This is a genomic window from Hahella ganghwensis DSM 17046, from assembly GCF_000376785.1.
Taxonomy (GTDB): domain Bacteria; phylum Pseudomonadota; class Gammaproteobacteria; order Pseudomonadales; family Oleiphilaceae; genus Hahella; species Hahella ganghwensis.
Genome location: NZ_AQXX01000096.1, coordinates 26,564 through 49,142 on the forward strand (window position 1 = coordinate 26,564; position 22,579 = coordinate 49,142).

General features: G+C 50.5%; 30 protein-coding genes. 16 read left to right on the forward strand and 14 right to left on the reverse strand.

Annotated elements, in window-relative coordinates; genetic code table 11:
• Positions 1–251: 251 nt before the first annotated feature.
• The 13 genes from F566_RS0108505 to F566_RS0108565 form a co-directional block, all read right to left on the reverse strand.
• Positions 252–638 carry a DUF6362 family protein gene (locus F566_RS0108505; RefSeq protein WP_020406567.1) on the reverse strand — a complete coding sequence of 129 codons (387 nt, stop codon included), beginning with the start codon at positions 636–638 and terminating at the stop codon, positions 252–254.
• A complete protein-coding gene (locus F566_RS37670; protein WP_020406568.1) occupies positions 638–1,384 on the reverse strand; it encodes a RuvC family protein in 747 nt (248 codons plus the stop codon). Before F566_RS37670 ends, F566_RS0108505 begins: the two co-directional genes overlap by 1 nt.
• Positions 1,381–3,576 (reverse strand): AAA family ATPase, encoded by a 2,196-nt coding sequence (locus F566_RS0108515; protein WP_020406569.1) that lies wholly within the window; start codon positions 3,574–3,576, stop codon positions 1,381–1,383. The genes F566_RS37670 and F566_RS0108515 overlap by 4 nt, the downstream gene beginning before the upstream one ends.
• A complete protein-coding gene (locus F566_RS0108520; RefSeq protein WP_020406570.1) occupies positions 3,573–4,334 on the reverse strand; it encodes a hypothetical protein in 762 nt (253 codons plus the stop codon). Before F566_RS0108520 ends, F566_RS0108515 begins: the two co-directional genes overlap by 4 nt.
• Positions 4,334–4,690 carry a DUF6511 domain-containing protein gene (locus F566_RS32320; protein WP_051085291.1) on the reverse strand — a complete coding sequence of 119 codons (357 nt, stop codon included), beginning with the start codon at positions 4,688–4,690 and terminating at the stop codon, positions 4,334–4,336. Before F566_RS32320 ends, F566_RS0108520 begins: the two co-directional genes overlap by 1 nt.
• A 1-nt stretch (position 4,691) precedes the next feature.
• The gene (locus tag F566_RS0108530) at positions 4,692–6,365 is read right to left on the reverse strand and encodes a DEAD/DEAH box helicase (RefSeq protein ID WP_020406572.1); all 1,674 of its coding nucleotides are present in this window, start codon (positions 6,363–6,365) and stop codon (positions 4,692–4,694) included.
• Positions 6,366–6,377: 12 nt separating this feature from the next.
• The gene (locus F566_RS0108535) at positions 6,378–6,962 is read right to left on the reverse strand and encodes a hypothetical protein (RefSeq protein WP_020406573.1); all 585 of its coding nucleotides are present in this window, start codon (positions 6,960–6,962) and stop codon (positions 6,378–6,380) included.
• On the reverse strand, positions 6,962–7,918 hold the full coding sequence (locus tag F566_RS0108540; protein ID WP_020406574.1) for an ATP-binding protein: 957 nt from the start codon (positions 7,916–7,918) through the stop codon (positions 6,962–6,964). The genes F566_RS0108535 and F566_RS0108540 overlap by 1 nt, the downstream gene beginning before the upstream one ends.
• A complete protein-coding gene (locus tag F566_RS0108545) occupies positions 7,915–8,226 on the reverse strand; it encodes a hypothetical protein (RefSeq protein ID WP_020406575.1) in 312 nt (103 codons plus the stop codon). The genes F566_RS0108540 and F566_RS0108545 overlap by 4 nt, the downstream gene beginning before the upstream one ends.
• 5 nt (positions 8,227–8,231) lie before the next feature.
• Positions 8,232–8,699, reverse strand: a complete 468-nt coding sequence (locus F566_RS0108550; RefSeq protein ID WP_020406576.1) for a hypothetical protein — start codon at positions 8,697–8,699, stop codon at positions 8,232–8,234.
• Positions 8,696–8,905: a helix-turn-helix transcriptional regulator gene (locus tag F566_RS0108555; protein WP_020406577.1), complete on the reverse strand. Its 210-nt coding sequence runs from the start codon at positions 8,903–8,905 to the stop codon at positions 8,696–8,698. The genes F566_RS0108550 and F566_RS0108555 overlap by 4 nt, the downstream gene beginning before the upstream one ends.
• A 206-nt stretch (positions 8,906–9,111) precedes the next feature.
• On the reverse strand, positions 9,112–10,056 hold the full coding sequence (locus tag F566_RS0108560) for a hypothetical protein (protein WP_020406578.1): 945 nt from the start codon (positions 10,054–10,056) through the stop codon (positions 9,112–9,114).
• Positions 10,053–11,228 (reverse strand): hypothetical protein, encoded by a 1,176-nt coding sequence (locus tag F566_RS0108565; RefSeq protein WP_020406579.1) that lies wholly within the window; start codon positions 11,226–11,228, stop codon positions 10,053–10,055. Before F566_RS0108565 ends, F566_RS0108560 begins: the two co-directional genes overlap by 4 nt.
• 165 nt (positions 11,229–11,393) lie before the next feature.
• On the opposite strand from F566_RS0108565, the gene F566_RS0108570 reads away from it, so the two are divergent.
• The 5 genes from F566_RS0108570 (at position 11,394) to F566_RS32325 (ending at position 14,105) form a co-directional block, all read left to right on the forward strand.
• The gene (locus F566_RS0108570) at positions 11,394–11,717 is read left to right on the forward strand and encodes a helix-turn-helix domain-containing protein (RefSeq protein ID WP_020406580.1); all 324 of its coding nucleotides are present in this window, start codon (positions 11,394–11,396) and stop codon (positions 11,715–11,717) included.
• Positions 11,714–12,625 (forward strand): ImmA/IrrE family metallo-endopeptidase, encoded by a 912-nt coding sequence (locus F566_RS0108575; protein ID WP_033415992.1) that lies wholly within the window; start codon positions 11,714–11,716, stop codon positions 12,623–12,625. Before F566_RS0108570 ends, F566_RS0108575 begins: the two co-directional genes overlap by 4 nt.
• A gap of 255 nt (positions 12,626–12,880) precedes the next feature.
• Positions 12,881–13,150: a hypothetical protein gene (locus F566_RS36855; protein ID WP_157496711.1), complete on the forward strand. Its 270-nt coding sequence runs from the start codon at positions 12,881–12,883 to the stop codon at positions 13,148–13,150.
• A 127-nt stretch (positions 13,151–13,277) separates the two neighbouring features.
• Complete coding sequence (locus F566_RS0108585) at positions 13,278–13,751, forward strand: MarR family winged helix-turn-helix transcriptional regulator (protein WP_020406583.1); 474 nt, start codon at positions 13,278–13,280, stop codon at positions 13,749–13,751.
• A gap of 57 nt (positions 13,752–13,808) precedes the next feature.
• Positions 13,809–14,105 carry a TfoX/Sxy family protein gene (locus F566_RS32325; RefSeq protein ID WP_020406584.1) on the forward strand — a complete coding sequence of 99 codons (297 nt, stop codon included), beginning with the start codon at positions 13,809–13,811 and terminating at the stop codon, positions 14,103–14,105.
• A 54-nt stretch (positions 14,106–14,159) separates the two neighbouring features.
• Here the strand turns inward: F566_RS32325 and F566_RS0108595 are convergent, their stop codons facing one another.
• Positions 14,160–14,870 (reverse strand): helix-turn-helix transcriptional regulator, encoded by a 711-nt coding sequence (locus tag F566_RS0108595; protein ID WP_211210629.1) that lies wholly within the window; start codon positions 14,868–14,870, stop codon positions 14,160–14,162.
• Between the two features lie 125 nt (positions 14,871–14,995).
• Between F566_RS0108595 and F566_RS32330 the strand changes: the two genes are divergently transcribed.
• From F566_RS32330 to F566_RS32345, 11 genes are all read left to right on the forward strand, one after another.
• Entirely contained in the window at positions 14,996–15,334 is a 339-nt protein-coding gene (locus F566_RS32330) for an antibiotic biosynthesis monooxygenase family protein (protein WP_020406586.1), read from the forward strand.
• 4 nt (positions 15,335–15,338) lie between these two features.
• Complete coding sequence (locus F566_RS32335; protein WP_020406587.1) at positions 15,339–15,722, forward strand: hypothetical protein; 384 nt, start codon at positions 15,339–15,341, stop codon at positions 15,720–15,722.
• A gap of 82 nt (positions 15,723–15,804) precedes the next feature.
• Positions 15,805–16,671 (forward strand): hypothetical protein, encoded by an 867-nt coding sequence (locus F566_RS0108610; protein WP_020406588.1) that lies wholly within the window; start codon positions 15,805–15,807, stop codon positions 16,669–16,671.
• 139 nt (positions 16,672–16,810) lie between these two features.
• Positions 16,811–17,029 (forward strand): hypothetical protein, encoded by a 219-nt coding sequence (locus F566_RS0108615; RefSeq protein WP_245555196.1) that lies wholly within the window; start codon positions 16,811–16,813, stop codon positions 17,027–17,029.
• Positions 17,026–17,517: a DUF2924 domain-containing protein gene (locus F566_RS0108620; RefSeq protein WP_020406590.1), complete on the forward strand. Its 492-nt coding sequence runs from the start codon at positions 17,026–17,028 to the stop codon at positions 17,515–17,517. The genes F566_RS0108615 and F566_RS0108620 overlap by 4 nt, the downstream gene beginning before the upstream one ends.
• Positions 17,517–18,866, forward strand: coding sequence for a recombinase family protein (locus tag F566_RS0108625; RefSeq protein WP_020406591.1), 1,350 nt, complete (start codon positions 17,517–17,519; stop codon positions 18,864–18,866). Before F566_RS0108620 ends, F566_RS0108625 begins: the two co-directional genes overlap by 1 nt.
• A gap of 163 nt (positions 18,867–19,029) precedes the next feature.
• Positions 19,030–19,299, forward strand: coding sequence for a hypothetical protein (locus F566_RS37675; protein ID WP_245555198.1), 270 nt, complete (start codon positions 19,030–19,032; stop codon positions 19,297–19,299).
• A 122-nt stretch (positions 19,300–19,421) separates the two neighbouring features.
• Positions 19,422–20,300: a sterol desaturase family protein gene (locus F566_RS0108635; RefSeq protein ID WP_020406592.1), complete on the forward strand. Its 879-nt coding sequence runs from the start codon at positions 19,422–19,424 to the stop codon at positions 20,298–20,300.
• Positions 20,297–20,755 (forward strand): MarR family winged helix-turn-helix transcriptional regulator, encoded by a 459-nt coding sequence (locus F566_RS0108640; protein WP_020406593.1) that lies wholly within the window; start codon positions 20,297–20,299, stop codon positions 20,753–20,755. The genes F566_RS0108635 and F566_RS0108640 overlap by 4 nt, the downstream gene beginning before the upstream one ends.
• Complete coding sequence (locus tag F566_RS0108645) at positions 20,752–21,000, forward strand: hypothetical protein (protein WP_020406594.1); 249 nt, start codon at positions 20,752–20,754, stop codon at positions 20,998–21,000. The genes F566_RS0108640 and F566_RS0108645 overlap by 4 nt, the downstream gene beginning before the upstream one ends.
• Before the next feature lie 3 nt (positions 21,001–21,003).
• Positions 21,004–21,618, forward strand: coding sequence for a class I SAM-dependent methyltransferase (locus F566_RS32345; protein ID WP_020406595.1), 615 nt, complete (start codon positions 21,004–21,006; stop codon positions 21,616–21,618).
• Positions 21,619–22,579 lie beyond the last annotated feature (961 nt).

A 22,579-nucleotide genomic window follows, 5' to 3' on the forward strand; every position in this document is an offset into this window, starting at 1 on the left:
AGTTCGCACCCTGACGCTAGCGAAATGCCGCGCTCACGCCCCCCGTATTGCTCATCGGCCAGGAAGGACCCATGGCATGGGGCAGCAGAAATGAAGTCGCTCCTGTGCATCCATGCACCCGCGACATACCGTTCGTCCTAAACATAAAAGCCACGGTGTGGTGGCCGTGGCTTGTGTGCAGTTCACTCGTGAGATTAGCAAGTATTCTCGCTCAAAAAGCCGCTTTTGTCCCACCGGTGGTTTTGGCGTTCTCACGCAGACTTACGCTCCTGTTCTAAACGCGCCGCTATTTTTAGTAACGCCCCATGCCAATAACGCTGGGCAGAGGTTTTGGGGAAGCCAGTTTCCCGCGCAATCACTCGCCAAGGCGTCCGGTAAGCTCTGAGCCACACCAGATTTCGTTCTCCGTGGTTGATCCAGGTTATCCAGGTCAGGGTTTCCTCCATGCGCGTAATCTGATCCGGCGTGGCACGCAACCGAATGGGTTGCGGCTCTTGCCGAGCCAGTTCGCGGGGCTCGTATTTGATATCAGGCCAGTAGCTCACGTAGCCCAACGAACGATCGCCGGGAAGCTTGCGTAGCGTAGCCACGCATTCCTCAAAGCGTGCGGCCACCTGTTCGGTTTGCCAATGCGTCATCACAGACCTCCTTGGCGATGCTCCATCGCCCAGTACAGCAAGGCCAGCGCATCGGCCTCGTTATCGTCGACAGGCTGATGGCCACGGCGCAGCGCGGCGTCCAGCATCATGTCCTTACTGGCATTGCCTTTGCCGGTGGCGTGTCGTTTGATAGTGCCAACCGGTACAGCCTCATAGGCAATGGCCTGCTGCTCGCACCAGGCAGTCAGGTGTGCCATAAAGCCACCGTAAGCATGGGCCGCGTCGACACCCAAATGGCGGCGAACCTCCTCGAAGAAGACCAGGCGGATTGGGCCAACAGATTGATTCAGCTCGTTCAAAAACTGAGTGAACTTCACGAAACGCATACCACCGCCTTGCCAGCGGTCGTTTTTGAAACTAGCAGCGCCGCTGGTGACGAGCCCTTGAGCAGTCCGGATAGCCCAGCCACTAGTGTTCCCGAGATCCAAACAGAGCATCACTGGACCGGTCGTGTTTGCCAAACCCTCCGCCCCGGGATGGAGAGCCACCCTTTGGGGCTCTCCTCTCCCGTAGGGAGAGGGAGTCTGCGTGCAATCTGGATTTCCCCCTGCAAGCCCCGTCATTGCTGGGTTTGTGGGTAGATTGCAGGGGGTCTCTGCAATCTGGGGTCTGCAATCTGCAAACTGCTCTAAGTGGTTGTTTTTGCTGGATTCAAGTTTGCAGGCAGATTGCAGTTTGCAGCAATCTGGGTCAGATTGCAGACTGACGATTGGGGTGTTTTTCATACCGAAGGTACCTCCTGGTAAACCCACACATCCGGATTCTCGACAGGGAGAACGGCACCGGTTTGCGGGCATTTGTAATGGGTGGGTTTGATGGCGTAGCAGGACTGCGTCAGCTCCCCTGTATCCGTGTCCACGGTTTCAGGCCCGGGGATGAGCATCCCCTCCACACACAGATAGCCGTACTTGCTGCGCGTCAGTTCGGGCAGTCCATAGTCCTCAGGGTTACGAAAAAACTTGATGTCGCCTTTGCTGGACAACACCGAGACCCGCTCGTTGATGGTGCGATTGGCGCCGAGCCCGGCGTGACCCTCGAAGGTTTCCGCAAATTGGTTGGCGGTATAGACACGTCCCAGCGCGGCCTCATCAAAGAGCATTTGCACAATGACATCGCGCTTGCGCAATCGCTCAGCATCCAGCTTCGCGGCGTAGTCTTGATTGACCAGCCTATCGTGATTGGGGTCCAGCTCAATCCAGCGCCCTTGGCTTTTATCGACGTGCTTAGTGGGTAAGCTAGGGCCGTTGCGCAGTTCAAATACGAGCACCCGGTCAGTACGGGTTTCGTCCGGCCGGTACAGCAGCATGCCGGTGGTGTAATAACCACGCAGGCTGCCCGCACCCGACAGCGCCAAAAATGGATCCTCCTCCACCTGTTTTTTGCTGATCTTCTTGGTGTGATGCGCGAGGATAATGCCGGCCTCCGGATTGATCGCATCGCGCAACCGCTCAACACGCTCGCGCAGAAAAAACAACATGGCGTTGTTGTCGTTTTCACTGCTGCCATCCGGACCACCATCAAACACATTGCGGATGGGGTCGATCACCAGCACATCCATTCCACCGTTCGCTGCGGCTTGTTGCAGTGCCTCAATCACTTGCTCCACACCCTCGTCATTGAGCACTAGCCGCAACTGAGGTGTAACCAGAAGATTGTTTGCTGCCTTGTGGCAAAGCGCGGCCGACAAGCCCATCGACTGAATGCGCTCGCGCAGATAGTGGTATTGCACCTCGGCCTGCAAATAAAACACGCGCAGTGGCCTCGAGGGTGAGAGTTCCAAGAAGGGTTCGCCAGCTGCCATGTGCGCCAACCACGACAGCAGAAAATCACTCTTGCCGACCTTAGGTGCACCACCGAAAACGATCATGCCTCCTGGTGTTAAAACACGCGGCGCAATCAAGTCGTCAGGCATCGGCGATGTATCGGCCAGCAAGTCTCCCAGATAATGAAACGGGATCGCTGGAGCATCCTTTAGGATTGTGCGCTGGAAATCCCGCACAAAGCTCCATACGTCCATGCCTTCGGCCACAGCGTCTGCGGCATCCCACTTTTCAGGCTTGTCGTTGGGCAAATGCAAGACGGCAACAGTGCTGGCACCAAATTGAATTAATGCCTGCGCAGCGCGGCTAGCATATTGCAGGCCAGCCTCGTCGTTATCCGGCCAGATCAACACCTGCTTACCTTTAAGCGGCGACCAGTCCGTTTTACCCACAGGGGCGTGGGCGCCGTTCATAGCTGTGGTGGCTACCAGCCCTTCACGGATCAGTGCATCCGCTGCTTTCTCACCTTCCACCAAAATGATCTGCGACGCCGATGCTACCTGTGGCTGGTTATACAAAGGGCGCGGATCCGGAGCACGCATTGTCCTCGCCAGCACATCCCAGGGTCTAAACTCCTTGCCGTTGGGTGTGTCATAGCGGTACACACAGGCGATCAATTTGCCGTGTGGGTCGCGGTAGTCCCACTTGGCTGTTGCCGGCCCAAGCTCATCCACCGGAATAGATTTAGTATGGGCAGGGGCCAAGCTTTTAGTGGAACCCATTGATGTGGCCTGATCAGGCACACCCAGCCACTGTGCAATGGATGTCATCACGGCTGGAAAATCGCGTTGTGCATCCAGTTGCATAACACGTGCCCAAGCATCAAAAATGTCACCACCTTCGCCAGTAGCAAAGTCGATCCACATGCCCGCACGAGCACCATCCAGTTCAATCACCAGACTCTTGCCGGCATTGCCATCCAGATCGCCGAGCACGTATTGCTTGCCACGTTGTTTGCCAGCGGGAAACAGGTAGTGCAACACAGAAGGCAATCGCGCCAGCAATTGTGCTTTTAATTCCGATGCCTCGAATCGGGGCTTGAGTGAAGCCTCCTGATCAGGAGCATCGTTAAAGTCGAGCCAAACGACATTGGTCATGCTGATACCTCCCGCCAGCAGCGATCCTGCCAAGGACAGAACCGGCACTCGTAGTGGGTCGGGTCATGACTTAGCCGAGGCAGCAGCTCACCAGCATCACAGGCTTGCAGAACCCGCACGCCACGATCGGACGCACGTTGTGCCAGCTCCCCGTTAAATGGCACCCATTCGAAATAGATTTCGGCGGTATCTTTATTGATGGCGGTGAACAGCGCCGGGTTATTCGAAATACCTGGAATTTGCGGTTCCATATACGCCTGATACAGCGCAACCTGTGCCGCATAGACCGGCTTGGACAGGGTCAGTCCTCGTTTCACCGTATCCTTCCAAGATTTGCCGTTCAGCGATTTGCATTCCCATAGCGCCGGGTATTGAGCGGTAATGTCGTTGGGTCCTGCCGCCAAAATGCCATCGACGTGACCCCGCAAACGACCATCCACGGCAGAAAATCCGTATTGCCCGCCAGTGGACGTTTCGGTGTGCAAGTCAAATCCCGCAGCTCGCAGCCAGTCGATCGCGAGCGATTCAAATACATGCCCGGCAGCGAAGATGCGCAGTGTTTGACCTGAGAACTCTCGACCTTCATCCACTGGCGCTTTCAGATACTCAAACTGCAATGCTCTGTCGCAGGCGACACCAAGACGTGAGGCACCCAGATAATTGCGGGGTGTTTGTTGCGCCTGAACTGATTGCAACGCGCCATCAATGCGCGCGCAAATCTGCTCAGACAGGTTGGGTTTATGATTGAAGTCCAGCATCAGAAAGGCACCTCGTCTTTGTACAACTCCTGCAAAGCCGCGTGATAAGCGTTCAATACGGCATCGATCAGGCCCGTAATTTCAGTCTTGGTGTAGTCACCCAAACCTTTATTCATGCCCACGCTGACAACGTAATCCGCCAGTGGCGCTAGCACTGATTCAGCCGCTTTTTGTTCAAGATCTGTTCGGCTCATTGCCACCCCCTTGCGCTGCAATTGATAGTGAATGTCCTGGCAGAGCTTGGAGCAGAACCGCTTGTAGCTGGCTCGCCGTTGCTCTGGTGCTTGTTTGCGATCGGGGTCCAGCCAGCCAAAGCCTCGCGGTGGGCGGTGGCATATAAAACATCGGTAGTGCACATCAAGCCGCCTCCCTGCGTTCTGCTGCGTTAAAAATTCGGGACTGGATGTCGCGCTTGTTGAACTGGAATGCCAACAGGCAAGAGGCTTGATAACGGGTCAAGCCGAAGTCTTTGCGATAGGCCGGTGGCAGATAGCGCAATTGCTGTGCAGTAACCGCTTGATTGAGCCACTTGCGCGATTTGTTGGCGGCATCTTCGGTCTCATGCTCGTTAAGCCAGTCGTCGGCTGCAGCCAGACAAACTGTTCGATCACCTTTGGCAAGCAGACGCGCCGACTGCTTCTTACCGCCACCCATGCCGTACCAATGACCTGCCAGAAAGAACACGCCTGCCCAGGCCTCGAATCCCGTCGCCATCAGCGCCGCGTCGTCACCAAAAAGATCACACCAACGAAACGATGAGCGTTTCAGCAGATCTATTTCGGACATAACAAAATCGGAGAGATCGACTTTGCCTTTGCTTTCTGTGCGCTCCCATACGTGACCACAGAGCGAACATTCGCGTATCGCCGCCGGTACCATGGCACCGCATCCAGGGCATTCCTTTTGCGGCGCCTCACCCAATCCTTCGTGGCCATCCAGATTGACGTCTTGCTCCAGAGAGCCATGCAGCAAGGTGCTGGTGCCAAAATCCAGAACAATGCAGTCACTCTTGGTGACACCGGGATGTTCGTTGGGATCGACAGTGCGTAGGCCACGACCGATCATCTGGATCAGCGTGGATTTGTAAGAGCTGGGTCGAAGCAAAATCACACAGCTGGTGGGTGGAAAGTCCCAACCCTCAGTCAATACAGCCACATTCACGATGATCTGGGATTCGCCCGATTGAAAGCGACTCAGTGCCGCCTGACGTTCAGCTGTGGTCAACTCCCCGTGGATCAGCTCTGCCGCAAATCCGGCGGCCGTAAAAGCCTCTGCCACATTACGAGCGTGATTCACAGTGGAGCAGAACACTACGGTGGGTCGATCGTGGGCTTTGTCTTTCCAGTGCCGGATAACGGCATCGGTGATTGGCGCCTTGTTCATGATGGCGTCGACCGCCGTCATGTCGAAATCGTCGGCCGCACGCTTTACCTGAGACAGCTCACTCTGTGTGCCCACATCAATGACAAAGGTACGAGGCGGTACCAAGTGGCCGGACGAAATCAGTTCCGCGAGGGTGATTTGATCCGACACGTTGCTGAATATCGGTCGCAGGCCTTTCTTATCCCCCCGGTTGGGTGTTGCCGTTACGCCGAAAATAACGACGTTCGGATTGCGATCGCGAACATGATCGATAATGCGTCGATAGGTTGGCGCCGCCGCATGGTGCGCTTCATCAATCACCAGTAGATCCAGCGTGGGCATGTTTTGCAGATTGCTGTCTCTGCCCAGCGTTTGCACCATGGCGAAGGTAGCTTGCCCGTCCCAGGACTTAGCGTGAGCATCAAATACAGAAGTACTTACCTTAGGATTTACGCGCCGGAACTTGGCTTCGTTCTGAGTGGTGAGTTCATCGCGATGGGCTAGCATGCAGGCCTTGGCATCTTCACCAGCCAGCCACTGCCCGGCAACACCGGACAGCATGATGGTTTTGCCGGCGCCCGTAGGCGCCACTCCTAATGTATTTTGGTGCTGTTTAAGCGCAGTCAAACTGCGCTCCACAAACAGCTTTTGACGAGGTCGTAATATCATGGGCCGACCTCCTTATTGTGCCCAGCTGGGCCGACCGGAAGGTGCGGCAGTAGTGGCAGGCTTGGATGTGGGTGCGGTGGGTTGTGTATTGATGCGTCCCATCACCGCCGCATAGTCTTTGCTGTCAGGGGTAATGGCAGTCTTCACGACATTTTTGTCATCGCCGTTTTGATCTTTCTCCATGTCCACTTTGGCAACAAACTCAATGCCATCCAGATCAGCAAAGCCCTGAATGCGACGCGCCTGTTGTGCCTGAGGTGTGTTGTCCTGAGGGTGAAGACCTCGCGCCGAATTCAGAATGCCTTTGATAAAGGCCCGGCCCATGTTCGCCCACTCGGGACCTTTCGGGCTGTGCAAACCAATCAGGCTCCACATCTTGCGCTTCGCGTATGGGCCATCGAGCACCACAAATTCGCAATTGAGGTAAATCGATCCTGTGGTGTTGCTTTGGGTGGCGTAACCACCGGTCCATCCTTGCGAGGCATCGTCATAGCCACCGGGGCGAATGGTCATACGGACTTTGACTAATGTGCCTTTGGGGATCAGGTCAAAGCTGTTTTGATCGTCGGCTGAGTTGAAATCATTCCAAGTGTTCATTATTTGGCTCCTTTATGATCAGGATGATCGGTATCTCGCGGCTGCATGGATGCAGAAGAGCGAGCTTCAGTAACTAGGGATTCGTTGTTCAGGGTATTGGTGGCGTGCAACACCGTGGTGTGATCGGGACCACCAAAGCTCAGGCGATCAGCAGCGGGCTTCACTGGCCCACGGATCTTTGCCATTAGCTTTCCGAGGTGCGGTTCTTCAATCAGATCCAGCCGGCCGCTGCGGTCCTTGGCCGGATAGCCGAAGGGATTGAGCGTGTGGTTGATGAAGGCGCGATAGCTGCCGCCGTCCTCGCTTTTGATTTCTGCCAACGTGATCACCTGGTCGACGATGCCGGGCAGCTCAAGCGCGGTTTTGGAACCATCGATCTGCGGCGTGAAAACCTTGCGATTAAAGTCATCGACTTTTTCGTCGAGAATGCCGACGAACCAGATGTTCTTGTTGCGGGTGTGCTGCAGATGCGTCAGCCAGGCAATCATTTCCTGGCCATGCAGGCCGTATGCACCGCGTGTATCCGGTTTGCCGGTGCGATCACTGAATGCCTGCGGCTGACCTTTGCACCACTGCAAGCACAGGCGGCCGGCAACGGTGATGGAATCGACGAAAACCGTGTCGTACTTGTCGAGGCTGGCGGGATCACCAAACTTCACGCATACCGCGTCAAAGTGCGCCTGACTGTAGGGCTGGTCTTCGCGCAGGGCCGGATTCGGTCCACCGATGTACACGGCAAAGTCACGACACTCCTGCCAGGTGCGAGGCCGAATGGCATCCCCAATCCAGCCTTCAACGGCCAGATCTCCAGCTTCCAGATCAAAGAACAATGTCGAGTCAGCATCCACAGACCAGAGCAAACTGGTCTTACCGATACCGGATGGCCCGAGGATGCAGCCTTTGATGCCGCGCTTTTCAGCCAATCGCTGATCGGCTGTGATGATGGGAAAGCTCATGGCTTCACCTCCCCATGTTCACGGACAAATTCCAGCGCATAATCAGAGCCCTTGGCGCCGACACCGCGAGCCATGTCATGCAGGCGGCGCAAAGCCTCCATCTTTTCCACCAGCCGGCTCATTTCTTTATTGAGCCCTTGCTGGGCAAAAGCGACGTCATCGACCGTGGCCAGCAACAAGGGCTTGCACTCAGCCTCATCGCCATCACGTAGAGCCGGAATGGCAATCTCGTCTGGCAGTTTTTCCAGGGAATAGCTGCTCTTTCGCAGCGCGTTCAAAAAATCAGTTTCTTTGGTAAAAATGGCCATGGTTGTTACTCCTTAACCGTTTCAAGATGGAAAGTGGGCTTGCCGGTTTTCAGAGTTCTGGCTGGCTCGAAAGCGGCGCGCAGTGACTCAGGCCAGGCGGTGTATTTGCGCTCGGAAACCTTGTAGGCAACGTCGATAAACTCAGCAGGGTCATCGCCTGCCTCAGCGATGCGCTTGGCGATTTCAGCGAGCTTTTGCTGATCCCATTCCGGGCGTTTGGAAAGCTCAGAAGTGACTCGGATACCGTCATCCACGAAATGCACTTTGCCGGTGTCCTTGCCTTGCTCCTGACGGATCGCTTGTGCACGCTGCTCGTACTTGAGCGCGACAGCACCATCGATCCAGTCCTTCAGCGCTTTCGATTTGCGCAGCAATTCGGCAGCTTCGTCCTGGACTTGTTGAAGGTCAGCGGCGGAGGCCGAGGCCAGATCGCCAATGCTCATCAGCTGGGCGTGTTCAAGAGAAAGGCTCATGCCGCACCTCCTGACACACGCTCCGAAGTGCTTTTGCGCAGACAAGACGCTTCATAGGTTTCGACGTCTTCCAGGCGGTACATGACCCGGCCACGAAGTTTGAGAAAAACAGGGCCGATGCCTTCGGAACGCCAGCGTTCCAGACAGGCTTCACTCACGCCCCAGCGGTTGGCTAATTGCCGTTGATTCATATGATTTACACTCACGTTTTGCTCCTTAGGGTTGTTGCGGAAACGTGGTGCTATGATGTAATTCGGCCGGTTAGGAGCCGTTTAGGCGGAAGTTAGGCCAGAGGTTAGGAAGGATTAATTTCTCGGAATATTTTTTTTGCGACTGGATAAAAACGGCGACCTGAAAACAAAAAAGGCCGATGCCACGAATGACACCAGCCTTTTGCAACACGCTACGGATTCTATTCTTCGACTATCAGCCAGCTAAATCCATCGCCGTAGCCAACCGCCTTGCGCCAATCGGTTTTGCAACGATTAAAAGCCTGACTTATCGCCTTCGCATTCGACTCCGCCTCTACCAACACGGCCGCAGTTCTCAGGCGTGGCTCGCCTCGCAACCAGGCATCGCTGAGTTGCCGGATAATCGAGCGATGTATATCGCCGGTGAAATGATATGTCTCACCATTCACCACCAGTTCACCGCCATCCTCGGAGCAATACACCGGACCGGTCTGGCTTCGTTTAGGAATACCCAGTCCAAGCAGGTCTGCAATCAGCTCCTTGTCAATCGAGCCAACCATCTCCTCATCCGGAGGAATCAAGCCCATGAGATCAGTGCAGAGCGGTTCACCCGGAAGGTCTGGTCCGAAGGTGTTTATCGGCACATCGGTCAACACCATGGCAGATTTTCGTCTGGGAAATACCTGCAACGCCTGCTGGAGCTGTTGCATTGATTTGGGAAGATGAGCTCTGCGCAGGAACAAAACGGCGAGCTTCCGTTTGCCCATCCACGTATCACCCAAGTCCCAAATAGCGTCGTGCTGCAAAACAGCTATCGCCGACCGATCGGATATTTCCAGCCATTGCCGTAAAACAGAAAGCACACGTAAAGGGTCTGCCCGATAGCGTTGCAACTCCTCCATCGGCACGCTCACCCACCCGGCACCAGCAGAGAAATAGCCAAATCCCGGTCCAGTGGCATTAGGGAGGATGTCGTGGTCGCGACCATGAATGCATACCGACGTTGGCGTTGAGCTGACTGGCGTTAACAATCTTGCGGCCAGCAGTTCACGGTACTCCTCCCGAGCATTAAATTGCTCTGCAGAGAGTTCCAATTTTGGTGTGCTCAGCAAATCAAACAGAAGCGCGAGTGCGCTCCTGCTGATCTTAGGCGAAGACGAAATCATGGATTAATTTCCCGTACCAGACCCCAACGCTTCAAGTATTTCTCACCGATTAATCGTTCCCGTTCAGTGCGGCTGCGCAGATCACAACCATTCGGCAAGGAGATTTTTACCGGCAGGACTTTTTTGCGATTTGAGCCTTCCTCCGGTTGAAAGCGAATGCTGATGGTCGCCTGAATTGGTACGAAAGAGTTGGAGGTCAGCGGGTTAAAATCACTGAAGTGTTCCCGGCAGTAGTCATGGAAATCCGTGTCGTTTTTGGTGGGCACTTCGATCTGGATACGCCCATCGCCAGCCAGGTCTTTCAGCTTCATCATCACCAGCTGAACTGAGTCAATGCAGTCGTCGGTGTCCCAGTCTAATGCCTGCCCATTCAATAGCGGATCAAGGCAATATTGGCGCAGTGGTACTTTATCCGCCTCCACCGTCTGCTTGAGCAAATCCTCCGTAAATGCCTTGGCAATGACCTCGCGACGTTCCCGTTTGGCTGCAACAATCTCCACCGTTCCGGTGTCCGGTGAATAGGTAATGGCATGTTCTGACACCGGTCGGCGAATGCGGGAAACAATGTTCTCCTCACCTTCAAATTCCAGGTAAGCATCTGGCAGACCTTCCTGGTAGATCATTACCTGCACCACATCGACATCGTTCCCGTCGTCATCGGGTAATGTGCGGTCAAACAGCTCGATTTTGACCTTGTCGCCCAGTCCAAACAGAGACTTCATTTTCTCTTTGAAGGTGTCCAGTGATACCGGATCGGTATGCAAGGGCAGCGATGGCGGGAGTTGATATCCGCTCCAATTGCGACCATGTCGGTATTGGTCTGCGTAGCGGATATCCTCGGCATGCCGGAACTTGTCCGGCTGATGCAGGTATACCCATCGACTGCGCTCCAGCGCCGATGGCATAAGACTCAGTTGTGTCGGATTGGTCACGACACTCAGTAAGGCCGCCTGGCCAACTTCGTCCGCCATGTGATTAATCCGCTCAGCATCCACCCGAAGCCTGGCTTGATCCTCGGGCGGCAGATGGTCAATCAGTTGGATCACATTGCCGGCGACGGTAGCCTGGTCCAAAGACCAATCTACGCCCAAGACTGCGATATTTTTGGTGGTGAAATACTCCTCCAGACCCTGGGGTGAAGAGTGGCGGATAAAGTTACGAACGATTGGCATAGGCTCAAATCCTCATCAAGTGATAGTAAACGGCAAACTCTCGGTATCAACATACAGAAAGTTCAAGATAGCGAACTTCAAAGATAAGAGCGGATATAATCATTTTCAAGTAAAAAATGTATGTCTATAATGAACTTTTTAAACCCAACCACCGAGGAGACCAAAATGGCCAATCTGTTAGGGGCCAAAATCAAAGAGCTCCGCAAAGAAAAAGGCCTTACATTAGAACAACTTGCAGAGCTAATCGGGTCCGGCAAGAGCTACATCTGGGAGCTGGAAAACAAAGGCGTGAAGCGCCCATCTGCCGAAAAATTAGCCGCCATCGCCAAGGCGCTGGACGTCACCACTGACTATTTATTGGACAACGAGCAGACGGAAGTCAGCGAAGGACTGACCCAAGAAGTGTTTTTTCGCAAGCTGGGTCAGCTAGATAAGGGGGATCAGGAGAAGATCCTCGACATGATAGATATGTGGAGCAAAAAATCTTGACCGAGAAACTAAGCCCACTTAAGGAATCCAACAGAATAACCAAACTACTTGATCTAGTCCGGAGTGGCACTGACCGCTATCCGGTCGATGTCAAAGCCGTGGCACTGGACCTGACGCCATCTTTCAACCCTGACCCTATCACTGCCGTTCAGGGTAATACTTTTTCGAGCATCGACGGTGCTTTGGTTCGTCATCCCAATCCAGACCAGTGGGCAATTCTCTTCAATGACAGCATCACCCACGCCGGCCGGGTGAATTTCACCCTGGCTCACGAACTCGGCCATTACTTGGTCCACCGCAAGTCGCTGGCCGGTGATCGTTTTGAGTGTGGTGAGCAGGATATGCGCGATGAAGATCAGGGCCAGAAGATCATAGAAATAGAGGCCAACGCCTTTGCCGCCAACCTACTTATGCCTAACCATGATTTTCGAGCGCAGGCCGATGGCCAGCCCTTCAGTTTTGATCTGATGAATCACTGCGCCGACCGCTATGGCGTCTCACTGACTGCTGCCGTGTTGAAATGGCTCGACTTTACCAAGCGTCGCGCCGTGACGGTATTGTCCGAGGAAGGCTGCATGCACTGGGCGAAATCCAGCGAGAAAGCGTTTCGGTCTGGCCGCTACTTCGCGACCCGGCAAGGATTCAACGAAGTGCCGGAGCTTTCGCTGGCCGCCCAGGAACAGTTTTCATTTCATGCGCGCGATGGTGTACGGCACAGGGCCGGTATCTGGTTTGACGAAGAAGTGGTCGAGCACAGCATCTACTCGGAAGAATACGGAAAAACACTGACCGTTTTGCTGCTGGATGATATTGGTGGGTACCAAGATCCGGATGACTTTGATGAAGATGCTGAACTCCTGACCGACACTTATTCGAACTTTATTAACAACGCGCAGAAGCCGTACTGATTTTCATTTAAGAATACTAGTTTCTATTGATCTCGGTGGTGTTACAAAAGATAAAGGCGCATCTACTATTTTTTATGTGACGTGCTGGAAGCTTGGCGCAAACACTCAAAAGCAGCTGGTACCATGCTGTCCAGGGGAGTCAAATTGGCGCGACAACTCACTGCACTTGTCGCAGACGTTAAGCCTGTCCTGTTGCTAATTTGTACTTAACAATTTCCCATCGCTTTTCTGCTCGTTATTTGAAGTATCCCGAAAATGCCCACCATAATTGCAACAGCACTTGTAACCCACACACCTCCCGTGGTCGTAATCCATTCGCCTGTAACCATTAAACCTATTGATGCGATTACCCACATAAAATCGCCTATTGAAAAATACAATATCAATGCTTTTGGGGGTAAAAGGACTCTTGAGGCCCAGAGCAGATGGAGACCATTAACTATTAATAGAATACCCAGGATCATTATGAATAACTGGGGAGCTGCTGACGCACCACCCAAAAAATTTGCCACCGCGTCAGGTTGAAAAGCAAACCCCCCGCCGAAAACTAGACAACTGATAGCATTTGCTGTCATGACACTTCTCAGATTTAACATAGCCATCCTCTTTATGTATACTAGGTTGACATAAAGATTAACCACTGAGAATTCACATGTCAACTGGGTTTACAAAAAAAGGGATTCCCTTGGTGGAATCTCAGTCATTGAAGCTCATTCAAAGTGCATCAAGGCTAAACGATGTAATTACAAAATACCTGTCTCAGCGCCTGGTGGAAAAAGGTTTTACATCGCTTACACCTTCACTCCTCTCTTTTCTCAGCGTTCTCGAGTGCGGAGTAAATTATGGCTCAGAGATAGCACGAAACTTAGAAGTGACAAGACAAATGGTCGCTAAAACTGTGAAAGAACTCTGCCGCTTGGGATATCTTGAGCAAATCAATGGGACTGGAAAGCAAAAGGAAATTCACTTTACAGAGTTAGGTGAGCGTCTTATGTCCGATGCAAGACAGATGCTATCAGACGTGGACGAAATTCTATTTAAGGGAGCAGATATTAGGCCACCACAAACAATAATTGGTGAGCTTGATATCATGACCTGTGCAATTAGTGATCTCCATCACATATAAGAACATGGCGGCAAACAGGCAAGAGCCGAGCAAGATGTTATCGTAGAAGAGAATAACGTGGAAAAATTAAGAGATCTTCCTGGTTTAGGACCAAAATCTGAGGCGTGGCTTATAGCGGTTGGCATTAAAACTCCTGATGATCTTAGAGCTATTGGAGCAATTAGGGCGTTCATTAAACTGAAAAAAGAATGTAGTTCTAAACCAAGTTTGAATTTCCTCTATGCTCTAGTCGGCGCAGTCGAAGGAGAATACTGGCTCAAAGTCGCCAGAAATGAAAAAGGTCGCTTATTAATGGAGCTTGATGGATACCGAGAGCTTGAGCAAATGTTTCAGGAAGAAGGCTGTGATATGTAAAAAACAGCACGGGGCGTGCTTATCAATTTGATTCAGCAATATCACTTTTCTAAATCACAATGCTTTTGCAAACTGCGACAACTCATCAGTAAATGTTGAAAGCGGCTTTATATTGAAACTTTCATTGGTTAGGTTCACCTCCTTGATCCTGTCAATTCGGAATGTTCGAGGCGCGCTCCGAAGATAATCCCATGCAATCAAATACCAAACAGGCCAATTTAGAAACAAATAGTGAACCTCTACCTTTCGTAAATTTTGTTCACCATCTTCGCGAGAATAATTAATAGTAAGACATTTTTTTTCAAAGAAACCTTCTAGTACCAAATGAGCATTTGGTATCTCAAGATCTCCTTGATAACTACCACTTACGTGCTTTGATGCTAGATCGCCTACCAAAATACGTCGTCTAAACTGAGCAACATTTTGCCGTTGGGCGTCTGGAAATGAAGCAAACAATTTATTTCTAACAGACGATAAATTTTCAAGTAATAAGGGGGATTGCATCTTCTCAAGCACACTTATCGACAACAGCAAGTCAATTACCTCACGATAGTTCAGAGCTAGTCGGCCGATCCCCCAGCGCGGATGTAAACGCACCCCTCCACCCCTGCCTTGATCCGACTCGATGGGATACCCCAGTTCTTTTAGGTCATCCAAATCACGCATCAAAGTGCGCGTACTGATTCCAAGCTCTTTTGCAAGTGAAGCAGCGGTGCATGCATCGCCTGACTTTAGTCGGCCAAGAAGTTGATCGAGTCTAGCCATCTTCCCGCTTGTGGATCCGCGCCCCATAAAATATGCCGTATGTTGTCATATATAGTTTTATTCTAGCACTGTGACCATTGAATGGCCATGCAACTAGGCACCGAAAACTAAACAGGAGAAAACTAATGAACAACAATCAATGCCCAACGATCGAGTGGGCCCCTTTTGAGATTGCTGAGCATGTTACCGAAGAGATGCTTTTAAATGCTGCCGATGTTCTTGAGCAAGAATTTTTGCTGCGACAGCCTGGGTATATTAGCCGAGAATTGCTTAAGAAAGATGAGCGCCATTGGGTCGATTTAGTTTATTGGAGATCCCCACAAGACGCAGCCTTTGCCGCAAAAGCAGCCAATGAAAGTGAAGTCTGCTATCAGTATTTTTCATTAATGGTTGGAGTTGAAAATGCTGAATCTGGGATATCGCACCTTACACAAATGAAAGTCTGGCAAAACAATAAGGCCTAAGCACATGAAAATAAAAATCGCTCACAAATTATTAAGCCTTATTCTTCTTGTCTTCAGCACTATTGCAATCGCTGACCCCATCGTAGAGTGGGCTCCATTCGAGATAAAAAGTGGTGTTACCGACGAAAAAATAATACGCGCCGCACAGGCCGTTGAAGATGGCTTTCTGGTAAAACAGACTGGCTATATAAAAAGATCATTACTCAAAGGCTCGAACAATCAATGGGTCGATATTGTCTATTGGCAGTCCGAGGAAGAAGCGCAGTCTGCGGCAGCCAAAGCCATGGAGAGCCCAATTTGTTTCGAGTACTTTGCGCTGATGAAGCAGTCCGAACACTCTGAAGTCAGTAATGTACAGCATTACTCCATTGTAAAAAGCTGGCCATAACATTTATTTATTGCGGTGCGCTCTGGCATTATCGAAATGTCCGTGATGTCAGGTGCGCTCTGCAACCACATTGAACTAAATTATGTTAATACCTGACCACCACAAAATTTGTATTCCCGAATTGCCTAGGGCAATTACCAAAGGCCAGCCTGTTAAAAATGTTATTGACGAAAATGCAGTGGGATTCTTGGCAAGAAATATCTGGCTTGCCGATAAGTCTTTTCCGGCAGAAAATTTCTATCAGATTGCGACAATGAATCTTGAGTCGAAATCATTAATGGCTAGAGCCAAACATATAGCCAATGCTCTATTTGAAACACTCCACTCCAACTATAGCTCTGCGATCGAAATACTTATTGAAAGTATGCCGCCAGCACGGGGAGACAGCGAGGAATTTGGTTTGTCGGAACTGTTTTTTCTGCCTTATAGCTTTTTTATCTCGGAATACGGATTGTTATCCAAGTACAACGACGGTGTCGATCCATTTGATATTTCTATGCTGGCCCAACGCCAGCTTACAATGCGATTTAGCGCAGAGTTTTCCATTCGCCCGTTTATCGTTGCCGATCAAGAAAGAACACTTAATGTCATTCAGTCATGGGTCAATGATCCTAGCAATCACATTAGGCGACTCTGCTCGGAGGGAATTCGCCCCAGATTACCCTGGGGAATACGGCTGAAAGGTTTTGTTGAAAATCCGCTCCCAGTTATTTCAATCATTGAGAAATTAAAAGATGATTCGAGCTTGTACGTCAGGCGCAGCGTCGCAAACAATCTCGGGGATATTGCTAAAGATCATCCTTCGTTGGTTTTTGATTTATGTGATCAATGGCTCGCAAGTGCTGACAACAATGTAGATCTTCAATGGGTTATTCGTCATGCTGTCAGATACCCTGCTAAGCAGGGTTATAAAAGAGCGCTACATCTAAGAAATATCGCAAAGAAATAATGAGATACTCTAAAAATTTCAGGTGAAGCGTGAAGTTTCCTGCAACTTTTGGAATCTATCCGAAACTCCCTCATGGCTCGCCAGCCACTCTGAAACGACAATGTTCAATGGTGAATTGAACAATCAGAGTGGCAACCAAATGCATAATACGAACTCATTATCGCCTGAGCGAATGACGCAAGATCAGCGGATTCTGGAAGTCGCTAAAATCATGGCTGAAGGGATTATTCGCTTGCGAATGCCAGCCCCCAAATTGCCGCCAGATTCGGACTCAGATAGCGATGTTTCACTTGCTATGCCTGCCTACCGAAGCGTTCATGCAAACGCTGAGAGTACCAATCAATCGGAGGCAGAATGAGCAAAAAAGTAATCTTCCAACCCTCGAAATCGGTCGTTGCGCAAATCGCGCAATTGCCCGATATGGATATCGAGGAAATTAAATCGCTGTGGCGGAAAGTTTATCGCAGCGAGCCACCCACCCATATTCGAACCTTTCTTGAACGAAGGCTGGCTTACCGGCTGCAAGAACAAGAATTCAGGCGCGCCCACCAAACGGAGGCAGACAAAAACGATCGCCGAATTGCCGCCATCATGCAGACGGGGAAGAAACCGTTACGCGATCGCTATCCCCAACCCATCCCTGGGACAGTGCTGTCCCGCCTTTACCGCGATGACGAGTATCGCGTGACCGTCACGCATGACGGTCAGTACGAATTTGAGGGTCGCATCTATAAAAGCCTGTCCGTCATCGCCCGAGAAATTACCGGCACGCAATGGTCCGGCCCACTGTTCTTTGGTTTACGCAAAGAAGTTTACAAGAGTAAGGCCAAGGGGAGAAAAAGCTGATGAGCTCAGAAATCAAAAGGCGCCTGCGGTGCGCTGTCTACACACGTAAATCAACCGATGAAGGGCTCGACCAGGAATACAACTCCATTGACGCGCAGAGAGACGCTGGCCATGCCTACATTGCTAGCCAACGCGCGGAAGGCTGGATCCCTGTCGAAAACGACTATGACGACCCGGCATATTCCGGCGGTAATATGGACCGGCCAGCGATGCAACGTCTGCTGGCCGACATTATGGAAGGCAGGATCGACGTCGTGGTGGTCTACAAAATTGACCGTCTGACTCGCAGCCTGATGGACTTCTCCAAGATGATCGAAGTCTTTGAGCGCCATGGCGTGTCCTTTGTGTCAGTGACCCAGCAATTCAATACCACCAACTCCATGGGGCGGCTGATGCTGAATATCCTGTTGTCCTTTGCGCAGTTCGAACGGGAAGTTACCGGCGAACGGATCCGCGACAAGATCACCGCCAGCAAGAAGAAAGGCCTCTGGATGGGTGGCATTCCGCCGCTTGGCTACGATGTTGTCGATCGCTGCCTGGTGGTCAATCCGCAGGAAGCCAAGCTCATCAAGCACATCTTTAAGCGGTTCACTGAAATAGCCTCCACCACACTCCTATACAAAGAGCTCAGATTGGAGAATGTCACGAGCAAGTCGTGGACCACGCAAGACGGTCGTCATCGCCCAGGCAAGCAGATTGATCGAGGGCTGATATACAAACTGTTAAACAACCGGACCTACCTTGGTGAGCTGCGGCACAAGGATCAATGGTACGACGGTAAACACGAACCGATTATCGACAAAAAGCTCTGGGACGATGTGCACTCCATCCTGGCTGTTAACTTCCGGACGCGTGGTAACTACACCAAAGGCAAAATCCCGTTTTTACTAAAGGGCATGATTTTCGGCGAGGATGGCCGCGCTCTGACATGCTGGACCTCGGCCAAGAAGAAAAGCGGGCGCCGGTACCGGTATTACATCAGTACCCGGGATACGAAGGAGTTTTCAGGTGCTTCCGGCCTGCCGAGAATACCGGCTGCCGAGCTTGAATCGGTGGTGGTCGATCAGATTCGTGGCCTGCTACAAACGCCGCCAGTTAGAGAACGAATCGCGGCCGTTACCGGCCAGCGGGAAGATGCCATGGATGAGGCTCAGGTAGCGGTGGCCCTCAACCAGATCGACAAAGTGTGGGATCAGCTATTTCCGGAGGAGCAGGCTCGGATCATCCGATTGATGGTTGAGAAGGTGGTGGTCAGCCCCGATAGCGTGGATGTGCGCTTGAGGGATAACGGCGTTGAACGACTATCCCTAGAAATCACCGATTCCTACAAGCAGGAGGATGTGGCATGAAGAAAGGTAGCGGCTACCCCTTTGAGCTCGAGCGACCCGGAGCGGCCAGTGTGGTCGAGTCCAGTGACGGCAAGCTGAGCATCAACGTCCCCATCAACCTGAAGCGCCGCAGCGGACGGCGCTTGATCACCTTGCCGGACGGAACCGTCCAAGAGCCCAGACCATGGGATACCCAGCCAACCCCACTGCAGCTGGCGCTGGCTCGAGGGCATCGCTGGTTGCAGATGCTGGAAACGAGATTGCCCAACTGGAGGGGCTCGATAACAGCTACATCAGCCGAATGGTTAACTTGACCACATTGGCGCCGGACATCGTCGAGGCCATTTTGGATGACTGCTTGCCACCTAATATCACCCTATTTGACCTGGCGGTGGATCCGCCAAGATTGTGGTCGAAACAGCGGGAAAAGGTGAAATTTAATTATTGGCGGTAGCTAAGTAGTTCACTGAACTGCGTGCAATGCTGAATTTTTTATCGCATTCTCAAATGAAAATGTTGACAACTATATTGTCATTAATTATATTGACAATATAGTTGTCAAAGTGAGATTCATATATGAGTGCAGTAGACGACCTTCTTCGAGCCGAGATTGAGCCACTCCAATACGGCATATTTTTCGGATTACTAGTTACGCTAGCAATCATTGAAGTATTTGTGTTCAGGAGTCCCAATCCACCTCAGAGAAAGCTTCGCTGGCCAGCGAATGTAGGACTTACAATTCTTAATATCATCGTAATCGGTGCGCTCCCCGTTTCCGGCCTCCTAGTCTCCGATTACGCACAGGTAAACGATATTGGCTTATTGAATATTTTCGAAGTAGCTCCACTAACAGCTCTTGTGATCGGTTTATTGTTTCGCAGCTTTATCTCATGGTTGATTCACCTGGCAATGCACAAGGTACCTCTGCTGTGGCATGTCCATCGCGTACACCACACCGATACCTACATTGATATTTCAACCACCGTTCGATTTCATCCCATTGAGTTTCTTATTAATACGCCGATATTGATGGTGAGCATTCTTCTAGTGGGGATATCACCGTTAACATTGATGCTGTACGAATTGTTTGATACGGCGATGGCCATTTTCACTCATGCCAACGTTCGTATTCCAAAGCGTTTAGAAAGGTTCATACGATTTGTATTAGTAACTCCGGATATGCACCGAGTTCACCACTCGACATGGCAACCAGAGACAGACAGCAACTACGGTGCAACGCTTTCCGTATGGGACCACTTATTTAGGACTTATCGCGATAAGTCTCCTGATGCGCTATCTAAAATGCAACTTGGTCTTACCGAATTCCAGGATGATCGATCCAGATCACTTTGGTGGTTGCTGACTCTGCCATTCCAATCGGAGCGTGCGTCCCTGGGTGCTCACACAATCCTTCAAGACTCTCAACCGACGCCAGAAAAAGGTAATGACAAATGACTTCCAGAGAAAAACAACTCTACGCTGTTTTTAGACAAGTACGCACCTGCTTTAACCAGCTAAAGACGTTGGCAGAAGATCTTCATGAAAACCACGGGGTTAATCCATCCATGAGAGCTGTTATAGAGTCCTTGGCAACTGGTGGTCCACAAACAGTGCCTGATATAGCTAAAAGTAAGGGAGTTTCACGTCAACATATTCAAAACATTATGAATGCCTTGCATACAGATGGATTCGTTGAACAATCTGATAATCCCGCACATAAACGATCGCCATTATTCGACCTAACAGAAAAAGGAAATTCTGTATTTAAAGAGATTCGAGAAAAGGAAAAAGTACCACTAAAAAACCTAGCCTCAGAATTGTCCCTGGAGGAGCTAATACATACTGAGGTATCACTTGAAAAAATCAATCGACAACTCGAAACCGAAATATCAAGAGGAAAAAAACAATGAGTAATCATGATACCAAACACAAAGGGCTTGCTAAAAAAGCTATTATGGCATTTTTGGGATTATTTTTTCTTGCTGCCATGTTGCAATGGAGTTGGAACAGTTTCGTTGTCGAAGTATTAGGATTCCAGCAAATAAATTTCAAAAATGCTCTGGCAATTGAGTTTCTCCTGCTCTCAATGACAGGGGTATTTGCAATGGCTTGGCGTTTTTTGCTTACAGGCCACAACTTGACAGCTGAGAAATGAACCATGTCACTGAGATCAGTAATAGTAAATCAGTTCAAACAACCGCATGGAATTCTTGGACATGTAGCTGGCTTTATCATGGCCCAGCGACCTTCCAATAGAGAACGCAACAAATGGACCGTCAACCTGCTGGCACTTGAGCCCCATCACGAAATTTTGGAGATAGGTTGCGGACCTGGGCTTGCTCTCAAGGAATGCACAAAAACAGTAACGACAGGGCGAGTGATTGGCATTGACTATTCAAACGTCATGGTTGGCCAGGCGCAACGAAGGCTCTCTCCGGAAATAAAAAAAGGTAACACAGAAGTACGTCTCGCATGTTTAGACCAATTAACGAGGGAGCTATCTGGTTTTGATCGTGTATTCTCACTTAATGTTGTCCAGTTCTTTCCCGACTTGGAGGAAGCATTCAAACAGATTTATGCGTGTCTAGATATAAATGGCATGGCAGCTACGACGTTCCAACCACGCACAAAGAACCCTACTCGTGAGCAAGCAATCTCAATGGCTTTGAAAATACACGCTGCCATGAGTAATGCCGGCTTCACTGATATAAGGGACCACGAGCTACCGCTAAAGCCCGCGCCTGCAATATGCGTTACTGGTAAAAAACACTAGAAAGAAAACGGTATAGAAAAATGAATAATCACGAAATCGTTATGTCCTATATTCACCGCTTTTGCACTGGCAATATAGAAGCCTTGGAACCACTCCTTACTCCGGATTTGACATTTAAGGGTCCATTGTATTCTTTCTCATCATCAGAGAGTTACATCAATAGCCTCCGTTCAGATCCTCCAGAAAACGCCGAATATCGGATTCAAAGCACAACAACTGACCATAACTCGGTTGCTGTGTTCTATGAATACATTAAGAAAGGGCGCACGATACAAATTGCCCAGCTGTTTAAGATATGCGATCAAAAAATTAAAGATATATTGCTTGTTTTCGATTCACACTCAATTACGGATGTGCAAAGTTAATCGGATCTTAGCGCCTATCTACAAAAACACAATCTGAATTAATAAAGAGGCCGCTACAATGATTTTTGCACGACTGAACTACAAGCAACATTACTCCGACGTCCACTTTGATCTCGACTCATTAATCAGAAAGAATTTCACTAACGTGGAATCAGGTCTTCAAGGCGATTCATGGATTTGGATATTAGAAAACAACGAAAAGGTAGCAATAGACTCATTCACTTCAATGAAACATGAGATAAAGTCAGAGCATGAATGTCAGCTCGTCGCAAAAGTAATTGATATTCTTTCACAAAGATATTCGGTAGAAAAAATAGAATACAAAACTAAGGAGAGTCTGAATAACCCCAAGGTTCTGAGGTAATTCAAACTCTCGACGATATATGGCCGAATATTCAGAGTGTTTTTCCGGCCATTTTGGATCTTCCCCCCCTGTGGGGCGTCATCTGGGCTCACTGCCCCTATACCTGCAGCTCTTTCCTTGCCATCAGCAGATTGCTGAAGGCCGCCAACAGATAGAGCCGGCTCTTGTTCTTGGCCAAGCCTCGATAGCGGACTTTGTCGTAACCAAACACCTGCTTGATGTATCTGAACGG